This window comes from Vibrio gazogenes, from assembly GCF_023920225.1.
Lineage (GTDB): Bacteria > Pseudomonadota > Gammaproteobacteria > Enterobacterales > Vibrionaceae > Vibrio > Vibrio gazogenes.
The window spans coordinates 2882161-2899832 of record NZ_CP092587.1 but is presented as its reverse complement, the minus strand read 5'-3'; the positions used below and the strand labels follow the sequence as shown (position 1 = coordinate 2899832).

General features: G+C 39.2%; 13 protein-coding genes and 1 pseudogene. 4 read left to right on the top strand and 10 right to left on the bottom strand.

The window, feature by feature from the left end; all coding sequences use genetic code 11:
• Window positions 1–182 precede the first annotated feature (182 nt).
• The 5 genes from MKS89_RS12935 to MKS89_RS12915 all read right to left on the bottom strand — a co-directional run bounded on the left by MKS89_RS12935 (window position 183) and on the right by MKS89_RS12915 (window position 6024).
• Window positions 183–572, bottom strand: a complete 390-nt coding sequence (locus MKS89_RS12935) for a DUF2703 domain-containing protein (protein WP_072958317.1) — start codon at window positions 570–572, stop codon at window positions 183–185.
• A gap of 221 nt (window positions 573–793) precedes the next feature.
• Window positions 794–1183, bottom strand: a complete 390-nt coding sequence (locus tag MKS89_RS12930) for a hypothetical protein (RefSeq protein WP_072958319.1) — start codon at window positions 1181–1183, stop codon at window positions 794–796.
• Window positions 1183–3078 carry a site-specific integrase gene (locus MKS89_RS12925; RefSeq protein WP_072958321.1) on the bottom strand — a complete coding sequence of 632 codons (1896 nt, stop codon included), beginning with the start codon at window positions 3076–3078 and terminating at the stop codon, window positions 1183–1185. The genes MKS89_RS12930 and MKS89_RS12925 overlap by 1 nt, the downstream gene beginning before the upstream one ends.
• Window position 3079: 1 nt before the next feature.
• Entirely contained in the window at window positions 3080–4810 is a 1731-nt protein-coding gene (locus MKS89_RS12920) for a hypothetical protein (protein WP_072958324.1), read from the bottom strand.
• Entirely contained in the window at window positions 4807–6024 is a 1218-nt protein-coding gene (locus MKS89_RS12915) for a tyrosine-type recombinase/integrase (protein ID WP_072958327.1), read from the bottom strand. Before MKS89_RS12915 ends, MKS89_RS12920 begins: the two co-directional genes overlap by 4 nt.
• 418 nt (window positions 6025–6442) lie before the next feature.
• Between MKS89_RS12915 and MKS89_RS12910 the strand changes: the two genes are divergently transcribed.
• Window positions 6443–7633 carry an RES family NAD+ phosphorylase gene (locus MKS89_RS12910; RefSeq protein WP_165614817.1) on the top strand — a complete coding sequence of 397 codons (1191 nt, stop codon included), beginning with the start codon at window positions 6443–6445 and terminating at the stop codon, window positions 7631–7633.
• Window positions 7634–8437: 804 nt separating this feature from the next.
• Here the strand turns inward: MKS89_RS12910 and MKS89_RS12905 are convergent.
• Both MKS89_RS12905 and MKS89_RS12900 read right to left on the bottom strand, forming a co-directional pair.
• On the bottom strand, window positions 8438–9301 hold the full coding sequence (locus MKS89_RS12905) for an AraC family transcriptional regulator (RefSeq protein WP_072958335.1): 864 nt from the start codon (window positions 9299–9301) through the stop codon (window positions 8438–8440).
• A gap of 207 nt (window positions 9302–9508) precedes the next feature.
• A complete protein-coding gene (locus MKS89_RS12900) occupies window positions 9509–10069 on the bottom strand; it encodes a TetR/AcrR family transcriptional regulator (RefSeq protein ID WP_072958339.1) in 561 nt (186 codons plus the stop codon).
• Between the two features lie 134 nt (window positions 10070–10203).
• Between MKS89_RS12900 and MKS89_RS12895 the strand changes: the two genes are divergently transcribed.
• Window positions 10204–10734 (top strand): HPP family protein, encoded by a 531-nt coding sequence (locus MKS89_RS12895; protein ID WP_072958342.1) that lies wholly within the window; start codon window positions 10204–10206, stop codon window positions 10732–10734.
• A 452-nt stretch (window positions 10735–11186) separates the two neighbouring features.
• On the opposite strand, the gene MKS89_RS12890 is transcribed toward MKS89_RS12895, so the two are convergent.
• The 3 genes from MKS89_RS12890 to MKS89_RS12880 form a co-directional block, all read right to left on the bottom strand.
• Window positions 11187–11333, bottom strand: a complete 147-nt coding sequence (locus MKS89_RS12890; protein ID WP_165614818.1) for a hypothetical protein — start codon at window positions 11331–11333, stop codon at window positions 11187–11189.
• 204 nt (window positions 11334–11537) lie between these two features.
• The gene (locus tag MKS89_RS12885) at window positions 11538–11750 is read right to left on the bottom strand and encodes a cold-shock protein (RefSeq protein WP_072958344.1); all 213 of its coding nucleotides are present in this window, start codon (window positions 11748–11750) and stop codon (window positions 11538–11540) included.
• Between the two features lie 372 nt (window positions 11751–12122).
• Window positions 12123–13970, bottom strand: a complete 1848-nt coding sequence (locus MKS89_RS12880; RefSeq protein ID WP_072958347.1) for a M3 family metallopeptidase — start codon at window positions 13968–13970, stop codon at window positions 12123–12125.
• Window positions 13971–14375: 405 nt separating this feature from the next.
• Here MKS89_RS12880 and MKS89_RS12875 point away from each other — a divergent pair.
• A pseudogene (locus MKS89_RS12875) lies at window positions 14376–15467 on the top strand (methyl-accepting chemotaxis protein); the annotation flags it as partial.
• Window positions 15468–16126: 659 nt separating this feature from the next.
• On the top strand, window positions 16127–17635 hold the full coding sequence (locus MKS89_RS12870) for a PTS transporter subunit EIIC (RefSeq protein WP_207521957.1): 1509 nt from the start codon (window positions 16127–16129) through the stop codon (window positions 17633–17635).
• The last annotated feature ends 37 nt before the right edge of the window (window positions 17636–17672 follow it).

Here is a 17672-nt window from a genome sequence, read left to right as displayed (position 1 = left end):
TATTAAAAAAGAACTGTCATTCTACAATCTAAGCATAAAGCTATATTGAAGATTCATATTAGGTTTGGTAATGATAGCTTGTAGCAGTCGAAACACGTTTTGGGGCAGATATGCGTTACGCAACCATGTCAAACACATTAGTTTTAGCTGCTTGATATCAAGCCTGTGGGTCATTGGGGTAGTTATTTCAATTTTTCAGCAGCGGCTAGAAATCCCGCGCGAATAATCATATTCTCGGGAACTGCTTCATACATCTGGTTTCCAATATTAATGGTCCGGCATTCATTATCGCCACAAGGACCACAACAAGTATTTTGTCCTGAAGTTGCACCGACCCATTCTTCGATGGTTCGACCATCGATCAAAATTTTGTTAGATTCTAGTGGCTTTTCCTCGAAAACTGTTTGGCTGATAGAACGCTTTTCCATGAGCACTTCGATACCAACTTCTGCCATACAGCGCTTAAGTTTGCCGAATGCAACATCTGTTGCGTCACCAGTACTAGAACACCGCTCGCACGTTTGTCCATCGCTATCAACCAAACGCTGCCATTCGATAGTCATTGTCTTCATTTTCCCCTCCATGCAACAGCCTATTAAGTTGTAAATTGCCAACAATGTAATGATCAACAATGTCTCGTTCACGCTTTAACATTAGGCAAATTAGGTCAAATATTCGAGGAGAAATGATGCCGGAGAGGCAATACCAAAATGATTAGAGGCATTTCTGTTTTAGATTTGTTCATTTTTGTCACTCAGGTATTATGAAATTATCTGTATATCGAATGTAACCATTACGATTTGAGTGGTATAACATGGTCTTGATTTGTTTTGGTTTTATAACGGTGTAGCTCCCATGTGAGCTGAGCTATAGCATTAGTCGAAGCCTCAAGTTCTATCTTTTGAGCAGCATTGTCCGATTTTAACTTTTCGATTTGCTCTTTTGCTTTCGTTAGTTGAGCTTTCTCTTGTTTTGACTTAAGTGCATTTTTTGGGGCTTTTGATTCGCTAGAGAGCGTTGCCTTTGCCTTTTCAGCTAAGATAACATCCAACACATCAGGATGGTATTTTGATGAACCATTGGCGACACCTGCGCGTTTTTCTACAGCGAAGGGACTGATTTTTCTACCTTCACCTCTTAACTCATCCAGAGCTTTTAACAGTTTTTCTTTTACTCGTGACATTAAAGACTCCCTAACTCGAATCGGTTAAAATCAATACCATGCTCAAACATAACTTTCTCAGCAGCACGTATATCTGTTAACTCACGAGCCAATGTATTTCGATTAAATAGTCCAAGCTTTTTCATTTTTTCAATGTTGAAACAAAGTGAACGGTGCCTTTTTTGCCACCGGAATGCTTCTTCCTTATTGATATTTAGATTTTCACAATCTTCAGCAACACAGTTCGATGGTTCAAAAATATGCGCTAATTTGCATTTTACTCCAGCAAAACAACGGCCATAACCAGTGGTTTTATTTGCTCCTTTTGTTTTCTTGGCAAGAGCTTCAAATTCTTTCTCAGTCATTACCCTTGGATCACCTTCAAACGCTTTCATAAAACCACCTGATTGTTCCTCTGGATGCTCAACCATATCTTTTAAGTATTTGATATGAGCAACTTCCTCCGCTTGCTCAATATCTCTTTTAATACTGGCTTGGTTCTCTATACCAAGTAGTGTTAATACGTCACTGTGGCTGGCATAAATGGCGGTCATAGACAAGTGGATATGTTTAAATTGCTGTTTCAATGAGGCAAGCGAAACCAGACCATTACCTACAACGAAATGAGCAAACGAACGTCGAAGTGAGTGAGATGAAAAGTGCCAATAAATCGTTTCATCTTCTCTCTGCTTACGCGGTTCATATCGTTCAGATATAACCGGATTTAGTAGCGAATAAGCTTCATTCATTGTTGAAGGTATATACTGAATATTTATATGGTTTGAATAGAATTTAAATAAATCACTCAAACCCTTTGTATTGAGTAAAACTTCCTTTTTTGAGCACTTTATATTGTTACCTGTTTTGGCTTGGCTCTCGAAAGAAAACCGTGGACTGATATGAATGTTATTTTTTTCAGAACGATGGTCGCTATTTAACTCTCTTAGTACAGACAAAGCTTTTTGGCATATTGGCGAACAGGCCCATACATCTTCTCGCGATATTTTTTCTAGTTTCCTAGTCCATGAGCGAAGAGTTGGCAGGGTAATACCTTCAACCTCGATCTCTTTGTATGAATCGTGAGTAATACATTGTAATTCGCTAATCCGCATACCAGTGAAAGCACTACAAGTAACAAAACAAGCACTCTCGTATACTTTAAAAGTTTCTACGGCTTTTCGTTCTGTGATGTTCTTGTTTTGAGCAAATTTTTTAACATTATTCAATATATCAAGATCAAGAAAAGCAGCTTCTACATCATTGATTAGATGCCCCATTAATTGCTCATAAATCACAGGAATAACTGTCGGATAATGCCCTTTCCCTGTTAAAGAATATTTTTTTGCAACCTGATTGATTGTTTTCCCTTCAGGAATACCTAGCTCGTAATGACGATTTTCGGGGAAATAACTATTTAGGCTACTTAATATGTTTAACTGTTTCAGTGTTAGTAATGAAACTGCTTCAGATTTTACCGACAACTCTTGTAATACCTGATTAAAAACCAGTTCATTACTTAGCATTGAAAGGTGATTTATTTGCGTGTTTTTAAAACATCGTAAGATTTTTTCTGTGTATCTTATGATATTGAAACATGATTCAATTTTTCGAAATGGATTTCCTACATCAAGCAGCCTTCCTTTCCCACCCCAAACTAAAAAATACGCTCGTTGTTTGAGTTCAAGAAGCAGCTTTGCATTGTGTTTTCCTTTAGGAAATCTGAATATATATTGTGATTTTGGTGCACCATTAGTATTGAAAAAATCATTGAAATCCCATTTTTCATCTTTGAAATAAGAAACCGGAGAAAAACTTTTATCGAGACTGACCACTGTATCATCTGCAGGCATTGGATAGTCACCATCGGGTAAAGAATACACGTCAAAATCGGTGTGATTTAAAGCAACGCTATACATATTATCCCCTTAGAATGTCTTCAATAGAGTTTTCATCCCAAAGAGGATGGATTTCTCGTTTTAATTTCATTTCTGCTGCTTTAAGGTGGGACTTTTTAAAGCGTTTTTTTAACTCAACAATATTTAGCTTAATCTCGCCATAGTTTTGAATGAAGTGAGAAAGATCTTTATGTAGTGTCATTGCCTCATTTAGTCGTTGCTCAAAGGATAGTAAACGCCAGATATCATTACTATCATCAACCACACCAAAGTTTTTGCAGGAGAAACACTTCACAACGAATCCACATCCCATATGTGATTTATCATCATCACTGAGAAGCTCATTTTTATTCATATTTTTTTGAAATTCATTTCGTTGTGGGGATTCATTCCCTTTACAAAACCCACCGTTTGCTATCCGTTCTACATGACTTTCTGTTTTCCTTTTAAGAAGATTAAATTCTTCTGGCGTTAAGACTTCACCGATTAGTTCTTTAGTTCGTGCAATGGCTACTTTTGTTCCTCCTGATGGATTTTCACCTAAGTACTGAAGGGTAGTCACCCCGATGGCTAGTTGCCTTTTAGCATCCGTTTCAGTTGTCTTACTATATTTTGCTGCATCAAAAGTACTAGGTGAATTTCTCGTAGCTAGTGAAGCATGAAGACGACCTTTTTCAACTTCCATCCGTTCTTTTATCGTTGATTTTAAGGATTCACAGTTAAGAGAAAATGCTGAGTTCTGATTATATAATATTTCAAGTTCTTCATATGTACTACGTAAATACTTTACGTAGTAGTATAAATTATTTGAAGAAGGGCTATTACCATCAAATTTTTTAAACAAAAAATGTTTATTTGAATCTAATCTATTAATGTGCGTTTTAGAAAAAGATAGATGCGAATCGAAGAACGACTTACAACTTTTTTTTGGTATAAAAGAATATTCATTTTCTTTGTAATTGTTTCTACCTTTTATTCCAATGATGGATATGCGATTATTGCCAAGATTATCTATTCTAAAATTATCATCAATATACATATTGATGGTTTCCATCTGACCTGTACCGAGATAATAAATAGTTAAGAATATTGCATTATAAATTAATCGATTAAAGGTTATTTGTTTAGATTTTTCTGTTAATGGTTCATTGGTATATTTATTAAGTAATAGCTTATGATCTTTAAGAAGCACTCTCCCAACACGTTTCAGTTCATAACTTGAGTAGTTATCACTATCCAGTTTAGCGCTACTTGTGTTTAAATTTCTTTTCTCTTTAGGTATCGCTCTAAGCCCCAGTTTAGTCAAAGTACAAGAAAGTTTGGCAGCTAGAGAACCAAGGCTTTTCCCTGAAATAGGTTCGCCTTTTACACCAACACCATTAGCTAACATAGAGAGATAGTTTGAGCGAATAAAATCCGAACAAATATCTGTTGAAAAACAGATATTATCTTTCGAACCATTAATTGAATACTTCCAAGTGAATACTCTTTTAATATAACCATAGTTCGATACTTTACTTGCTTCAGACCAACCTGAAGATTCAAATCTTGTAATCAACCATTTAATGTGCTCAGATGAAGCGTACTTTTCTAACTCTTTGAAGTTAATCTTACGGTTGATACCACTACCATTTTTCCAAATTTGTTCATACTGAGTTATATTTTCAACAGTATTATCAACTAACATATCTTTAATCGGTATAGAACGGTATCGATGCTTAAATGCTTTGTTATTAATTTGATCTTTCTTCATAACTGCTGTGTCATACCATCAAGTATATTGGTCATTACTTCCGGAACCATATTTTTTTCAGGATTGCCTTCCCAATAGGTCAGGTATCTCATGGTTGTAGCGAGATCTTTATGACCCATCTCACTTTTTAGTTGGGCTAGTGCTTGAGTTGTTGTCAGCGAACCAAGATTTAGTAATGTTTCTAGTTTATTGGCACCAAAAGTTGCCCGTAAATCATGCAAACGATGAGAGAAATGTTTGTTGTCATGTTGACGAATGGCTTTACGTAGCTTACCCCACAAGACATTAAGCATCTGTGTGTTAAATGGATTTCCTGATTTAGTCAATAATGCGGGAATGTTGGTGCTACCTGTTGCTTGATAAAACAGTGTTGCCCGGTTTTTGTACCTACTTGTTTCATGATAACTGTTGAAAGCTTTCATCAACCATACGGGCATAGATATTTCACGATTTAAATCATATTTCGTCTTACAGTCATTACTTGGCCCGATACGTATTCCTGTTAATGTTTTTCCGTCAAAGCCTTTGGGTATACAAAAGTGATCTCTTTTGATATCTGATATTTCTACTGCTCTTAACCCTGTCGTAATGGAGAGAGAAACTGCTAAACGAAATTCATAAGATAGCCCATTGTTTTCCCAGTTTTTCCTGACATGGCTAATGTCGAGATCATCCAATGGTCTTAATTTTGTTCCGCTATATCCTCCGCGGATCGAGCAATCAGTAATGTTTTGTCCATATTTGGTCACACCTTGTATATCGAATGGCAATTCGGAAATGTATCCGTGACGGTAGCAAAACATATAAAAGCGTCTTACAACCGACAGGAATGCTTTAGCTGTTTCTCGTGAATAATTTCCTTTTGCAATCTGGTTCTCAAGATTATTTCTGAAAAGGAAAATTGGATAACGTTTCAGATGATGATTCGATTCATCCCACTTAATATTGTTTGCATCTAGAAAACGAAAGTAAGACAACATGGCAAACGAGCTGGGTTTAGTGTCCTTTAACCCTTCAATGATTCTCCTACTTAATATAAAAGCATTAACTTCAAAAATTGGATTTCCGACAGGATCAAACAACAAGCTTACCCCTTTATAAGAGTTTGTTTTATCGACGGAGTATGAAAGCTCCCCATCTTCGTTTGGAAAAGTATTTACATTCCCGATGTTCAGGTCGCTGCTGGTTGCAATTAAATGATATTGACTAGTCATATGAAATCCCTTTTATCTAATTATTAGTTTAGCTATCACTCTAACTTTGTCAATTTAAAGAGTATTGATTATGCTCTATTTTAAACTTTTTATTTATAGTTTAGTTTAATAAAGATTCATACTGAGTATTAAAGTGTCATCCTGAAATGGCGGTAATCAATAATCTATACACTGCCGTTGCTCAAATAAAATTGTTCATATACGTGTCAGATTGATTCCAAACATCTAGCACGTATGTGCCTCCAAGCATTCACCTCACTAAAGCTCTTTTCCATATAAAAAGTATTCGTATTAAACTAATTAAGATACTCAATGACGACCCAAAGTTGTCTAGGACGATGAAGGGAAAAACCTTGATATCATGGTATTTTAATACGATAGGAGTATTTGTAGCACCATGAAGAGATTAAGAAATATAATGTATGAACATAATTTGAATGAGATTAGAGACTCTGTTGGTGTTATCTGTGGAGAATGCAACCAAAAAGCGTACTATTTTAATACACGAAATAGAGATTTTTTTTCTGAAAAACATTGTCTGATATGCTCGAAAGATAAATGCAATGGCATTCTTTTAGAGGATTTCGTGTTTACGCTAACACGTAAACTCAAAAACCATTATAAACTAATTAAAGACGAAATGTCTGAAGCTATATCGCTTAATCAAGTTTTGAAGCGCTTTACTTATGATAATGAGCAAGTACTCAAAAAACTCGCTCACTTGCTGTGTCAGGAAAATGGGTCTTATTTCCAATTAGAAGGGCGCTATATAAGTATTGTGGATGATGTATTTAAAGAAGAATGCGAAAAAGAATCCATTGAGCAATGGAATAATTTTTCCAGAGAGCTTAAGCATATCCGCCGTTTCACCCATACAGGTGCCTCTCGATTTTATGAAGATTTGATTGGAGCATGTATGTATTCTGTGGAGAAAAATGAAGAATTCAACTCAGCGTTGAAAACAATAAAAAAAGGAAATATTTTCTATCGGGGACGTCTAGCCAAGGATGATTCTCACAAAAGAGCTATCTCTTCAAATCCAGAGGTAGAACTTGGTGCACCGCCAGACTTTCTTGCTGCAAACAATCGAATGAGTCCTTCAGGAATATCCTTTATGTATACTGCAAGTGATCCTCAAACAGCGATAGCAGAGCTTCGTCCCTATGTTAATGACACCATTGCAATCGGGGAATTCGTGAGCACCAAAGACCTCAACTTTTTTGATTTTACCCTTCTGGATAAAATGCTCCCCAAAGACGCTAATATTCTTGATGATCCAATAAATGACAAATCCTTTCAAAACAGATATCTATTGGGGTCTATCCATGAACTGATTTCTAGACCATTCAGGGCAACCGATATAAGTTATATAGAGACCCAGATGTTTGCGGAAACTATTCGCAATTATAAGAATGGGTTCTTTCATGGCATCATATTCGGGTCATCACAGCGAGATGGAGGTTTAAATTATGTTTTATTTGGTGATATATCAAAGGATGAAAACTGTGATGAAGTCAATAAAGATTATCATGTTGAATTAGACCGAGATTTGGGGGTTAAGTTTTATAAAGTGGTAAAAATGACAGCTTCAACAGAAGAATTGGATTAGCAAGTGGGTGATGCATGTATCGCAATATTGGCGAGTACAAAATACCAAACAGTTAAGGAAATTGCATTCGATGTTTTAACTCTTGGAAATGATGACGTTTTCTATACAACAGCGTCTGATTTAAGGAAATTAGACGCTGTATTTAATCTTGAAATAGTGGTCGCCGTAGAAAGTTCAAGAGTATGAATTCACTTCCCGATTTGGCTATTTTAGCGATCAACTATCGTGAGTTCGAGTACACTTGGCATTGGGTCGTTTATTGTCGTTATAACGATGAGCAATTTGTTCTAGATCCAAAACAAATCAATAAAATCGGTAAAACGTACAGATTTGATAGACTTTCAGAAAAATCCTGTTGATTCATAGAAGTGAAACGCTGATATAGATCTTCACAGAAGATAAGTAATAGAGTTGCATACTCAAACCGTTGTCCTTATGCTTGTTTTATCTGCATGGGATAGCGGTTTTTTATGGCAAAAAATAAATATGCGGCGTCGGAGACTCGGTATAGACGTTGGCTCAAAGAAATGTGTGATAAGAGTAAAGTCTCATATTGAGTGTTAAAGTATCATACTAAAAAGGCTGCGCTCTCATCGATACGCTGCCTTTTCTTCAATGTTGATGCCCCATTGTGTTCCGGCGAAATTTTGGGCTGATAACTTTCACGACTGGTTTTCAATACTTATGGTTATGTTAAGCAGCGGAATGACGATGCTTATTTATTCCCAAAACCAAGCAACGCGTAACAAATCGGCGGTGGTTTGTTTTTGTATCAATATGCTGACCACCGCTCATATCTGCTTACTATTTAATCGGTAGATAGATCTCCGTTAACAACTCACATTCTTCTACTTCATGAATAAAATTTAAGTAACGGAAGAAACAAGGGAAGTCTCTCAATTCTTCGCCGCTATCTGGCAGCCATTTTTGATACAAGTGATACACGGTGTTGCCAATACTGTCATGGCTTCCCTTATGGATCGCCATGGCGCACTTGCCACTTGGTATTATTCCAGTTTTAACACCATAGGCGTTTGCTGGAACCTCTCCTTCGTGTGAGCCACAGACATCAAACTGGAACTCATCATCTGGCGTATCGCTTGGGTCAGAGTGAGGAATTCCAAATGTTTCGCTGGTTTTGATTGGAGACAAACCTGTTGATTTTCTCCAATTTATGAACTTGGCTACCGTCTCGTATATCAGTCGCGGGCTACCTTTATGTTCAATCAATGCCACTTTTCTTTTTTCGAAATCTACGATTTGAACATCCATTACACTTTCTCCTGTTATCGGTGGACGATATTCATACTTTGAGTGCCAAGAGCGCCACTCAGGCTGATTTCTAAATTGGGAAGGTGATTGTCCAAATATCCTAGAAAAAGCACGGGAAAAGGCTTCTAGGCTTTCGAAGCGGGCTTCAAAAGCGATATCAGTAACACTGTACTCTGACTCGAACGCTAACCTGAAAGAAGCGCGTTTCATTCGTGCCAGCAACACATATTGCATCGCACTGATCCCCATAAACGACTTAAAGATACGGTGAAAGTGGTACTTTGAACTGGCTGCTACAGCACTTAGCTGCTCAAGCGAAAACTCGTCATCTAGGTTACCATCTATAAAATCGCACACTTTCTTTATCTGTCGTTCATGACGTTTCATCACGCTCATTGTCTTTGACACTCCAACTTAGAAATCACAGAAATGATACCCACGGAGATTTAATTATGCCTGATTGAAATTGCGGGATAGTCTTCACGACGCTTAACTTCTTTCCATTCTAATAGTTTGGTAAAAATTCAGCGCTTTCTTCAAGTTTTGAAACTGCTCAGCCAATATGATGTGTTCCACTCGTCAATGACATTGTTGTCCTCCTTTTTAAAAATTCGTTTTGGATAGCGTTTGTATCGCTATTCTATAAATCAGCCTAAATTCGGTTATGTCGCTAGATTCGGCACGCATAATCATGCCTTCTACAAACGTCATGATCGCTTCAGATTTAGACTCAATTTGCTTCTCATTCAATTCTGGGTTACTGGATATTATTTCTTTGATCAGCCCTTTGAGCCATTTTTTATGCATTAGTGCTGAATTGGCTATCGAATCGTCTGACTCTTTAAATTCAGACATGGCATGCATAAACATGCATCCGTGAAAATCAGTGGTTCCGAACCACTTAAAATGCCAATCGATTAAAGCCTCCAGTTTTTCCTCAATGTTCATGTTGGGGGTAATGACTCCACCAAGTTTCTCTTCGAACCTTAGATGTCTTCGAGTAAGTACCGCGACGATAAGTTTGTTTTTCGAACCGAAGTGCCGGTACATGGATGTTTTTGATACGCCTGCGGTATCTCGAATCAGGTCTACTCCAACGGCAGTATAACCATTCTTATTAAACAATGACTCAGCGGTATCGAGGATGTGATCTTTGGTGCTCATAAAATAATTTTCCAAATAGTAAATAAATTGGTTGTATTGAGTGTACAGATCTGTATCATTTTAACTCGTTGGTACAGATCTGTACCAAACCAATGTAACACATTTTCCATTGAGATCTTTATTTTAAGGAATTTATGATGAATAAACTAAAAGGTGGCGGTTCGTTACCTCCACGTCCATCTCTTCTCCAGCTTTCTAAAGGTCTTGTTGGAGGAACTCTCGGCATTCTATGTTTGTGTCTACTAGGTCAATACTCAGGTGTTCCTTGGTTAATGGCTCCATTTGGTGCCACATGCGTAATTTTGTTCGCTGCCCCGACATCGCCGCTTGCTCAACCTCGTAACGTGATCGGTGGACATCTTATAACAGCTTCTGTCGGCCTGGCTGCCTTATATGGTTTGGGTGATTCCTACATCGTTATGTCGGTTGCGGTAGGCGTGGCAATAATGGCAATGCAGTTTTTACGTGCGGTACACCCACCGGCTGGCGCAAATCCAATCGTAATTATTCTTGCAGGAAAATCTGTTGTGGGTCTTTCATTCTTATTTACACCCGTGCTTGTTGGTAGTGTTCTTCTAGTTCTTATTGCGTCACTTGTTAACAATTATGGCGTGAAAGATGGATGGCCTATTTACTGGCATGGTTTCGGAAAAACACAGGGGTAATCTCGATGCCATTACTCACTTTAACGGTGTCGGAAGAATTGTTGACGGATTTACATTTAGCTTAAGTATTTCAATAACCGAAGGCGAAAATTCTGAGGAGGAATGCCAGAACTGGCTTAACGAAACTTGGGACTTTCCCAGTATGAGACTTTATTTTCCAACCTCACCAAAATCATACGACAACAATTGTCGAAGCATATTAAAGTCGCACACTAAAAAGGCAGCGATCTCATCGATACGCTGCCTTCTTTAATATTGATGTTCTAAAGTCTATCAGAACAACGAAAGAGAGACTGATAATTCAGCCTTTTAAAACCCATGGTGTGAGCTTATTTTTTCTAGTTTGTACAATGAGCTTTATATTCAAAGCAAACATCAGTCATTGACTTGATTTTCATTGTTTGATCTTTCTTTTTTAAGCTTAAACCAAATTTTCTTTCTGCCATTATTATTCAAAATAACACCTCTAAAACTACACCGCTTTGACCACCTGCTATTCTTTGAAGTAGGTTGTTTACTGAATTCTTATTATGTGAAATTTTCTTTGTTTTAATTTTTTTATCAGAAATATTTATCGAATTGGTATTTTTATTAGACATATGATGCCCTTATTTATTTAAGCGTTAAGGTACACTGAACATGTGTTATTTTATGATAGAGAATGAAGGGTGATTGCAGAGAAACATGCTAAAGATGACACTGGAAAAACTGGCTTTATACTTTTTATCTGAAACAACGCTTGGTCAGAGCGACTACTTCCTTATCACTTTCTAGGCGTGATAAGGAAGACAAAACTTGTAAGACTACTGAAGTGTCGTTACATTTTCTGCTTGAAAACCTTTAGGTCCTCTACCTACGGTAAAAGAAACCTTGTCGCCTTCAATGAGTTTTTTAAACCCATCACCAACGATGCTTCGGAAGTGAACAAAAAGATCGTCACCATTATTTTGAGAAATGAAACCGAAACCTTTCGTTTCATTAAACCACTTTACTGTACCAATGACTTGATTAGACATATTATGCCCCTTATTAAATTAAAATTAAGGTGCACTGAACATAAGCATTATTTTTGGGATAGAGAATTAAGGGAGATACAGAGAAAAACTTGCTAGGGATAACGCTGAAAACTTACTTTATATTTTTTATCTTGAAACAACTCTTTGTCAGAGCAAGGTCGACTATACAGGTTTAAAAGATTAAAGATAGGTTTATTTTTATTTTTATTTACCCTAAGGATGAAAATCGCAAAACTTGTGTACGCGATATGACCCGACTTAGCCACATGATACTCAAATAAAAAATCGGCCGGATAGATGAAGGGAAAGGTATCACTATCTATCGGCCCATTTTCCTATTTTTTGACAAAGAATTTAGCCAGATTCAATTCACTAACAACCGTATTCCTCAGCAATATAAGTTTCAAACCGACGACACAAATCTTCGTCAGATACCAAGTTGTCACTGATTACTGTATCACCATCCACGACTTTTATTCTGGCATTGAGCGGTGCGACGTCAGATCGCTTCCGGGAAGATAAGTCGGCAATTTTCTGTTGCTCTATTTTCCATGCGTCTTCTGCTGAAAGGTTACATGCGTCGGCGAGATATTTGGCATTAAATCGTTCTCCAGTCAGGCTCTCAATGGTCTGATTATGTGAAAGATGATTGCCTCTAGACCAGTAGTGTTTCGCAAGTAAAGGACCAATTTCCGTATTGTCAGTCAAGTAACCCAATGTTCGGGTAAAATATGCTCGGGTCTGATACACCGCCATATGTGCCAGCAAATAGCCCTGATACGAACATGCTGACTCATCCGATAAAAGATGTGGGATTGCCATTAACGGTCTGGGACTACATGCCAATCCTAAAATGCGCTGTTCCATATTTCGCGCCAGTTTGGTCACTGTTTCAGGCGTTAGTTCGTCATCGCTTAACTGATACAGTGCCCGTTCAAAGTATGGTACAACCAGAATGCTTCGTTCTGTGTAGGCTTTAAAAGGCTGACGGCTATCAATCATCTGTTTGATGATGGTATCCGGTACTGCTTCGCCAGCGGCGTTTTTCGCATACTGTTTTAACCAGTCGGCATCGGTCAGCAAACTGTCACAGAACATCGACTGAGTTTCAGCGTAAGCCATTGAGGTCGGGGCAAATTCCTGAGAAAAGCAGGGCGAGTTCATTTTTACATTGGCAAAATGGGCGGCGTGGCCTCCTTCGTGGAACAGGGTGTTTATGCCGTCGTAACCGCTACCGACCTGATCCGGTTTGGCGTTACTGGTAAAATTCACCTGTGCCGCAATCCAGTTCCCTTGATCGATAAAAGATGGAATTGGACCGTGGCAGAAGCCATTCTGGTATTTTCCTTTACGATCAAGCAGATCAAGGGTTAACTCCGCACCGGAATAGTCAATATTCAGACGACCGAATGATTCCACCCAACGACGAAGTGACTGAGAAAAGGGGACATAAGGGTCCAATTGTCGCATGACATCTCCGGCAAAAGAAAACGGGAAATTATGTGCCTGTAATGCCTGTTCGCCTTTCTCTTTAGCAAGGTTATCCAGACTGTTCTGGTGGTTTGGTCGGGTACGCTGTTCAAAATCATCCAGAATGGTAAACAACTGCTCGGAAGTCATCTGCTCAGTTTTTACTACCGAGTAATCAAAGAAAGAATCAAAGCCGAGAGTGCGGGCAAATTGATTTCTCAGTTTCACCAGATCCAAAAATCCGTTATGTAGTAGCCACTGTTCCAGATCCATTAACGCCTGATGCGCAGACTGACGCACTTGCTCATTATCATTCGTGCGGATCACGGAACTGAGTACAGGCAATGACCCTTCAACCTCATTGCCCTTTTCATCGTGATAAGTCATGACATGTTGCTGCTTTTTCTCAAACAGGTCTGCTTCAAAATTGATGAGTTTTTCTTTCAGTTGATTGCCTTCCGGAGTTTCGATAGCGTGCGCCTGAAACATCGCCAGCCAGCCCTGCAACCCGATCAGTGTTGATTCTCGTTCCTGCGGGTCAATCAGCTTTTCCGCTTCAGTAATCGCTTGTTTTAGGTCAGCAATTTTCTGTGGGTTACTGAGATAATTGGTCCATTCGGTTTGTGCTTGGGCGGATTGGTCGTGGGCATCACTGGTTCCCATATAGGTTGACCAGAACAGATCCTCTTTCTTGCGATGAATTGCGAGGTAGCTGTGGTTTAAAGTATTGAGCGTTTCGGTCGGAGTCATAGGTGCCTGCTTATCATTAAACGGTTTGATAACAAATTGATTCCCACACTACACTAATCTTACCAAGGGTTTAAGGAAAGATTCTCCCGAGAGTCACCGGGAAATGAAGAAGGTTTGTTGTGCGCTGATGTTCTCTGAACTGAGCTGGTTCGGGACCAACCACATACTTCGTCTCGTTGGGGATTACTTTTGGGGGAGGAGTAACCCACGATACAAACTAAATCAATGGGTTTAACTGATAACTAGCATAGTATTTGTTGCCCGTAAAAGCGAGGTGCCCGATATTGGATTTGTGACCACGGTTAGGAATGTCAGTGTGCGTCTCTGCCTCCAGTGATTTTGCTCTTAATGTGGCCTACAATTTAATCGACAATGATTGAGAGAATCGGGGATAGAGGAAAGCATATGAACAAATACTACCGTCTAGCATTAGGTATCTGCATCGCATCTATAGTTGTCGCTTTACTATTCGCAATAGAAAACACCAACCTGCTGATTTTGGTTGTAGCGATAGCGGGGGTGCTCGGTTGCCTAATGAAGATGGAACGTTTAGCAAAAGAGAAATTCAATTTTTATGAGCAGATCCTCGATACTATCCCAAATCCACTCTCTGTCACTGATATGGATATGAAGTGGACGTTTGTCAATCGCGCTGCTACCGATCCTCTGGGAGTCAAACGTGGGGACGTACTTGGAATGCACTGTTCAAACTGGGGAGCAAATATCTGTAACACCGAAGACTGTGGGGTGAACTGTTTAAGAAAAGGCAAACAGACCACATCCTTTCACCAATGGGACAAATATTTTCGTGTCGACACTTTTTACATCAATGGATTAAATGGCAACAAGATAGGCCATGTTGAATATGTACAGGAAATATCAGAAAAGGTTGCGCTAAAATCCGTGTACAAAGATGTGGATGCTATCAGTGAAAACCTTACATTAGGGGCAAAGAACCTGAATGATGCCAGCCATGCGCTGACCGTCGGGTCAACTCAGCAAGCGGCCTCTGTTACCCAAATCGGTAGCTCGCTTAATGAAATTCTTACTCAGGCTAATGACAATGCCGAGCGTGCATCAAGAGCTAGTGCTGTCTCGACCGAAGCACAGCGAGCGGCGACCATGGCCTCCGATGAAATAAGAGAACTTGAGCAAGCGATGCAGGAAATTAATCGCTCAAGCGATGCGATTAGTGAAATTATTAATGTCATTGATGATATTGCATCTCAGACTAATCTACTGGCACTGAATGCTTCCATTGAGGCTGCTCGGGCCGGCGAAATGGGGCGCGGTTTTGCTGTGGTAGCCGATGAAGTCAGAAAGCTTGCTGAGCGCAGTTCAACCGCTGCGAGTGAGTCGGCGGAGTATATTCAGATATCAGTAGGAAATATCGAGAAGGGTAATGCAATATCACAAAAATGTGTGAGTGCATTGGGTGAGATTGTTAAGCATGTGGCAACTATCACCGACACCATCGAAGAGATCGATAATGCATCGCAAAGTCAGGCGACCGGATTGAGTCAGGTCAATCAGGGTATGTCAGAAATTGATGAGGTGGTCCACTCGACGGCAACATCTGCGGAAGAGACATCCATCTCTGCCTCGGAGCTGAGTGAGTTGTCATTGAAACTTCAGGCTCAGCTTGAAAAAATGAGAAAAATTGACGGATTAATCGACAATACAGCCCAAACAGACAGCAATATGATTGAGGTTAAAAATGTGTCATAACGTCAGGCAAAGCCCCTATGATCAATACAAAAAATGAAAAGAAGACGCTCATGACTCTTGAGCGTTTTCCCTTTATCGAGCCTCGTTTGCACATCGTGTCGCCAGCTTCATCGTTGATGTAGCAGTATCGCTCCGATTTCCTATCTAAATGTTTATTTACCATCATCATATAATTCCATGCAAATTTTTATCCTAACATATTGATTATTATTATATTTTTATGTGGTTTCTCATCGAGCGCGGCTGATCGCTACTGATAATATTATAAAAATAAATGTAGCAATCGTCACTTTTTTGATTACAAAATGTAGCACTCGCTACTTTTTGACGTATTATTCATAAAGAGAAAAAAAACATAACGAAGCAAAAGGTCTGATATGAAAAACTCAAAATTGTTTTCAAAAGCGCAGAACTTGGGGAAGGCATTTATGCTTCCTATTGCAGTTCTGCCTGCTGCTGGTCTACTCCTCGGGATAGGCGGCGTATTTTCGAATCCACATACCATCGAAATGTATCCAATGTTGGATATTCAATTTTTGCAGTCTCTGTTTATACTGATGAGAAGTGCGGGAGCTGTCGTATTTGGCAACTTGTCGCTATTGTTTTGTGTCGGTGTGGCTGTTGGTTTAGCAAAATCGGATAAAGGTACAGCCGGGCTGGCTGCTGTATTAGCATTTTTGATTATGAATGTGACAATCAATGCGATGCTAACCATTACCGGGACCTTAGAAGCTTCAAACTTAAAAGAAGCCGGTCAAGCTATGGTGTTAGGGACTCAGACCTTACAAACCGGTGTTTTAGGGGGTATTTTATGCGGTATATTGGTTGCCGTTGTTCATGGGAAATACTACAAAGCCGAACTCCATTCTTTATTAGCATTTTTTAGTGGCTCACGTTTTGTTCCTATCGTCGCTTCATTTGCGTCTATTTTTCTCGGTGTGTTCTTATACTTCTTCTGGCCGTTTTTTCAGCAAGGTATTTCAGGTCTGGGAAGCTTAGTTGAAACAACGGGTTATGTAGGAACGTTTGCATTTGGTGCAATCCTGAAAACACTGCTTCCTTTAGGTCTTCACCATATTTTCTATATGCCGTTCTGGTTTACCAGTGTCGGTGGTGAAGCGGTTGTGAATGGTCAATTGGTGCAAGGGACACAGAACATCTTCTTTGCTCAGCTCGCAGACCCTCATACAGTGAAATATTTTGAAGGTGTTTCTCGGTTCATGTCAGGACGTTTTGCTGACTTTATGTTTGGTATGCCAGGTGCCGCTTTGGCTATGTACCATTGTGCAAAACCGGAAAATCGTAAGAAAGTCGCTGGGATTTTATTGTCAGCTGCACTGACTTCTTTTATTACTGGTATCACTGAGCCACTGGAATTCATCTTCTTATTTACCGCTCCAATTCTATATGTGTTCCACGTTATCGGTGTTGGTTTAGCATTCATGCTTTGTCATATGCTTGATATCACCGTGGGGATGACATTCTCTGGTGGCGCAATTGACTTTACGCTGTTCGGTATTATGCAAGGCAATGATAAAACGAACTATTTACTGATGTTCCCTGTCGGTGCCTTCATGTTCGCATACTATTACTTAGTCTTTAGAACATTGATTACTTGGAAAGATCTGAATACACCGGGACGCCGAGATGATGTAGAAGACGATGCTAGTGAAGGGAGTGCTTCTGTAACGGGTGACGAGAAACTAAAAGGCATCATTCAGGCATTCGGTGGCAAAGACAACATTCTGGATTTAGATTGCTGTGCGACACGACTCCGTGTCAATGTAAAAGACGCAAGCCTTGTACAGGATGAGAAATTTAAATCTTATGGCGCATTAGCGACCGTCATTCAAGATACTGGGATTCAAGTTATATTTGGCCCTCAGGTGACCGTTATTAAAAATCAACTTGATGAATATATGATTCACAGCGCTTAGTGAGACGGATGGTGTATACCGCACCATCCTTTTCATT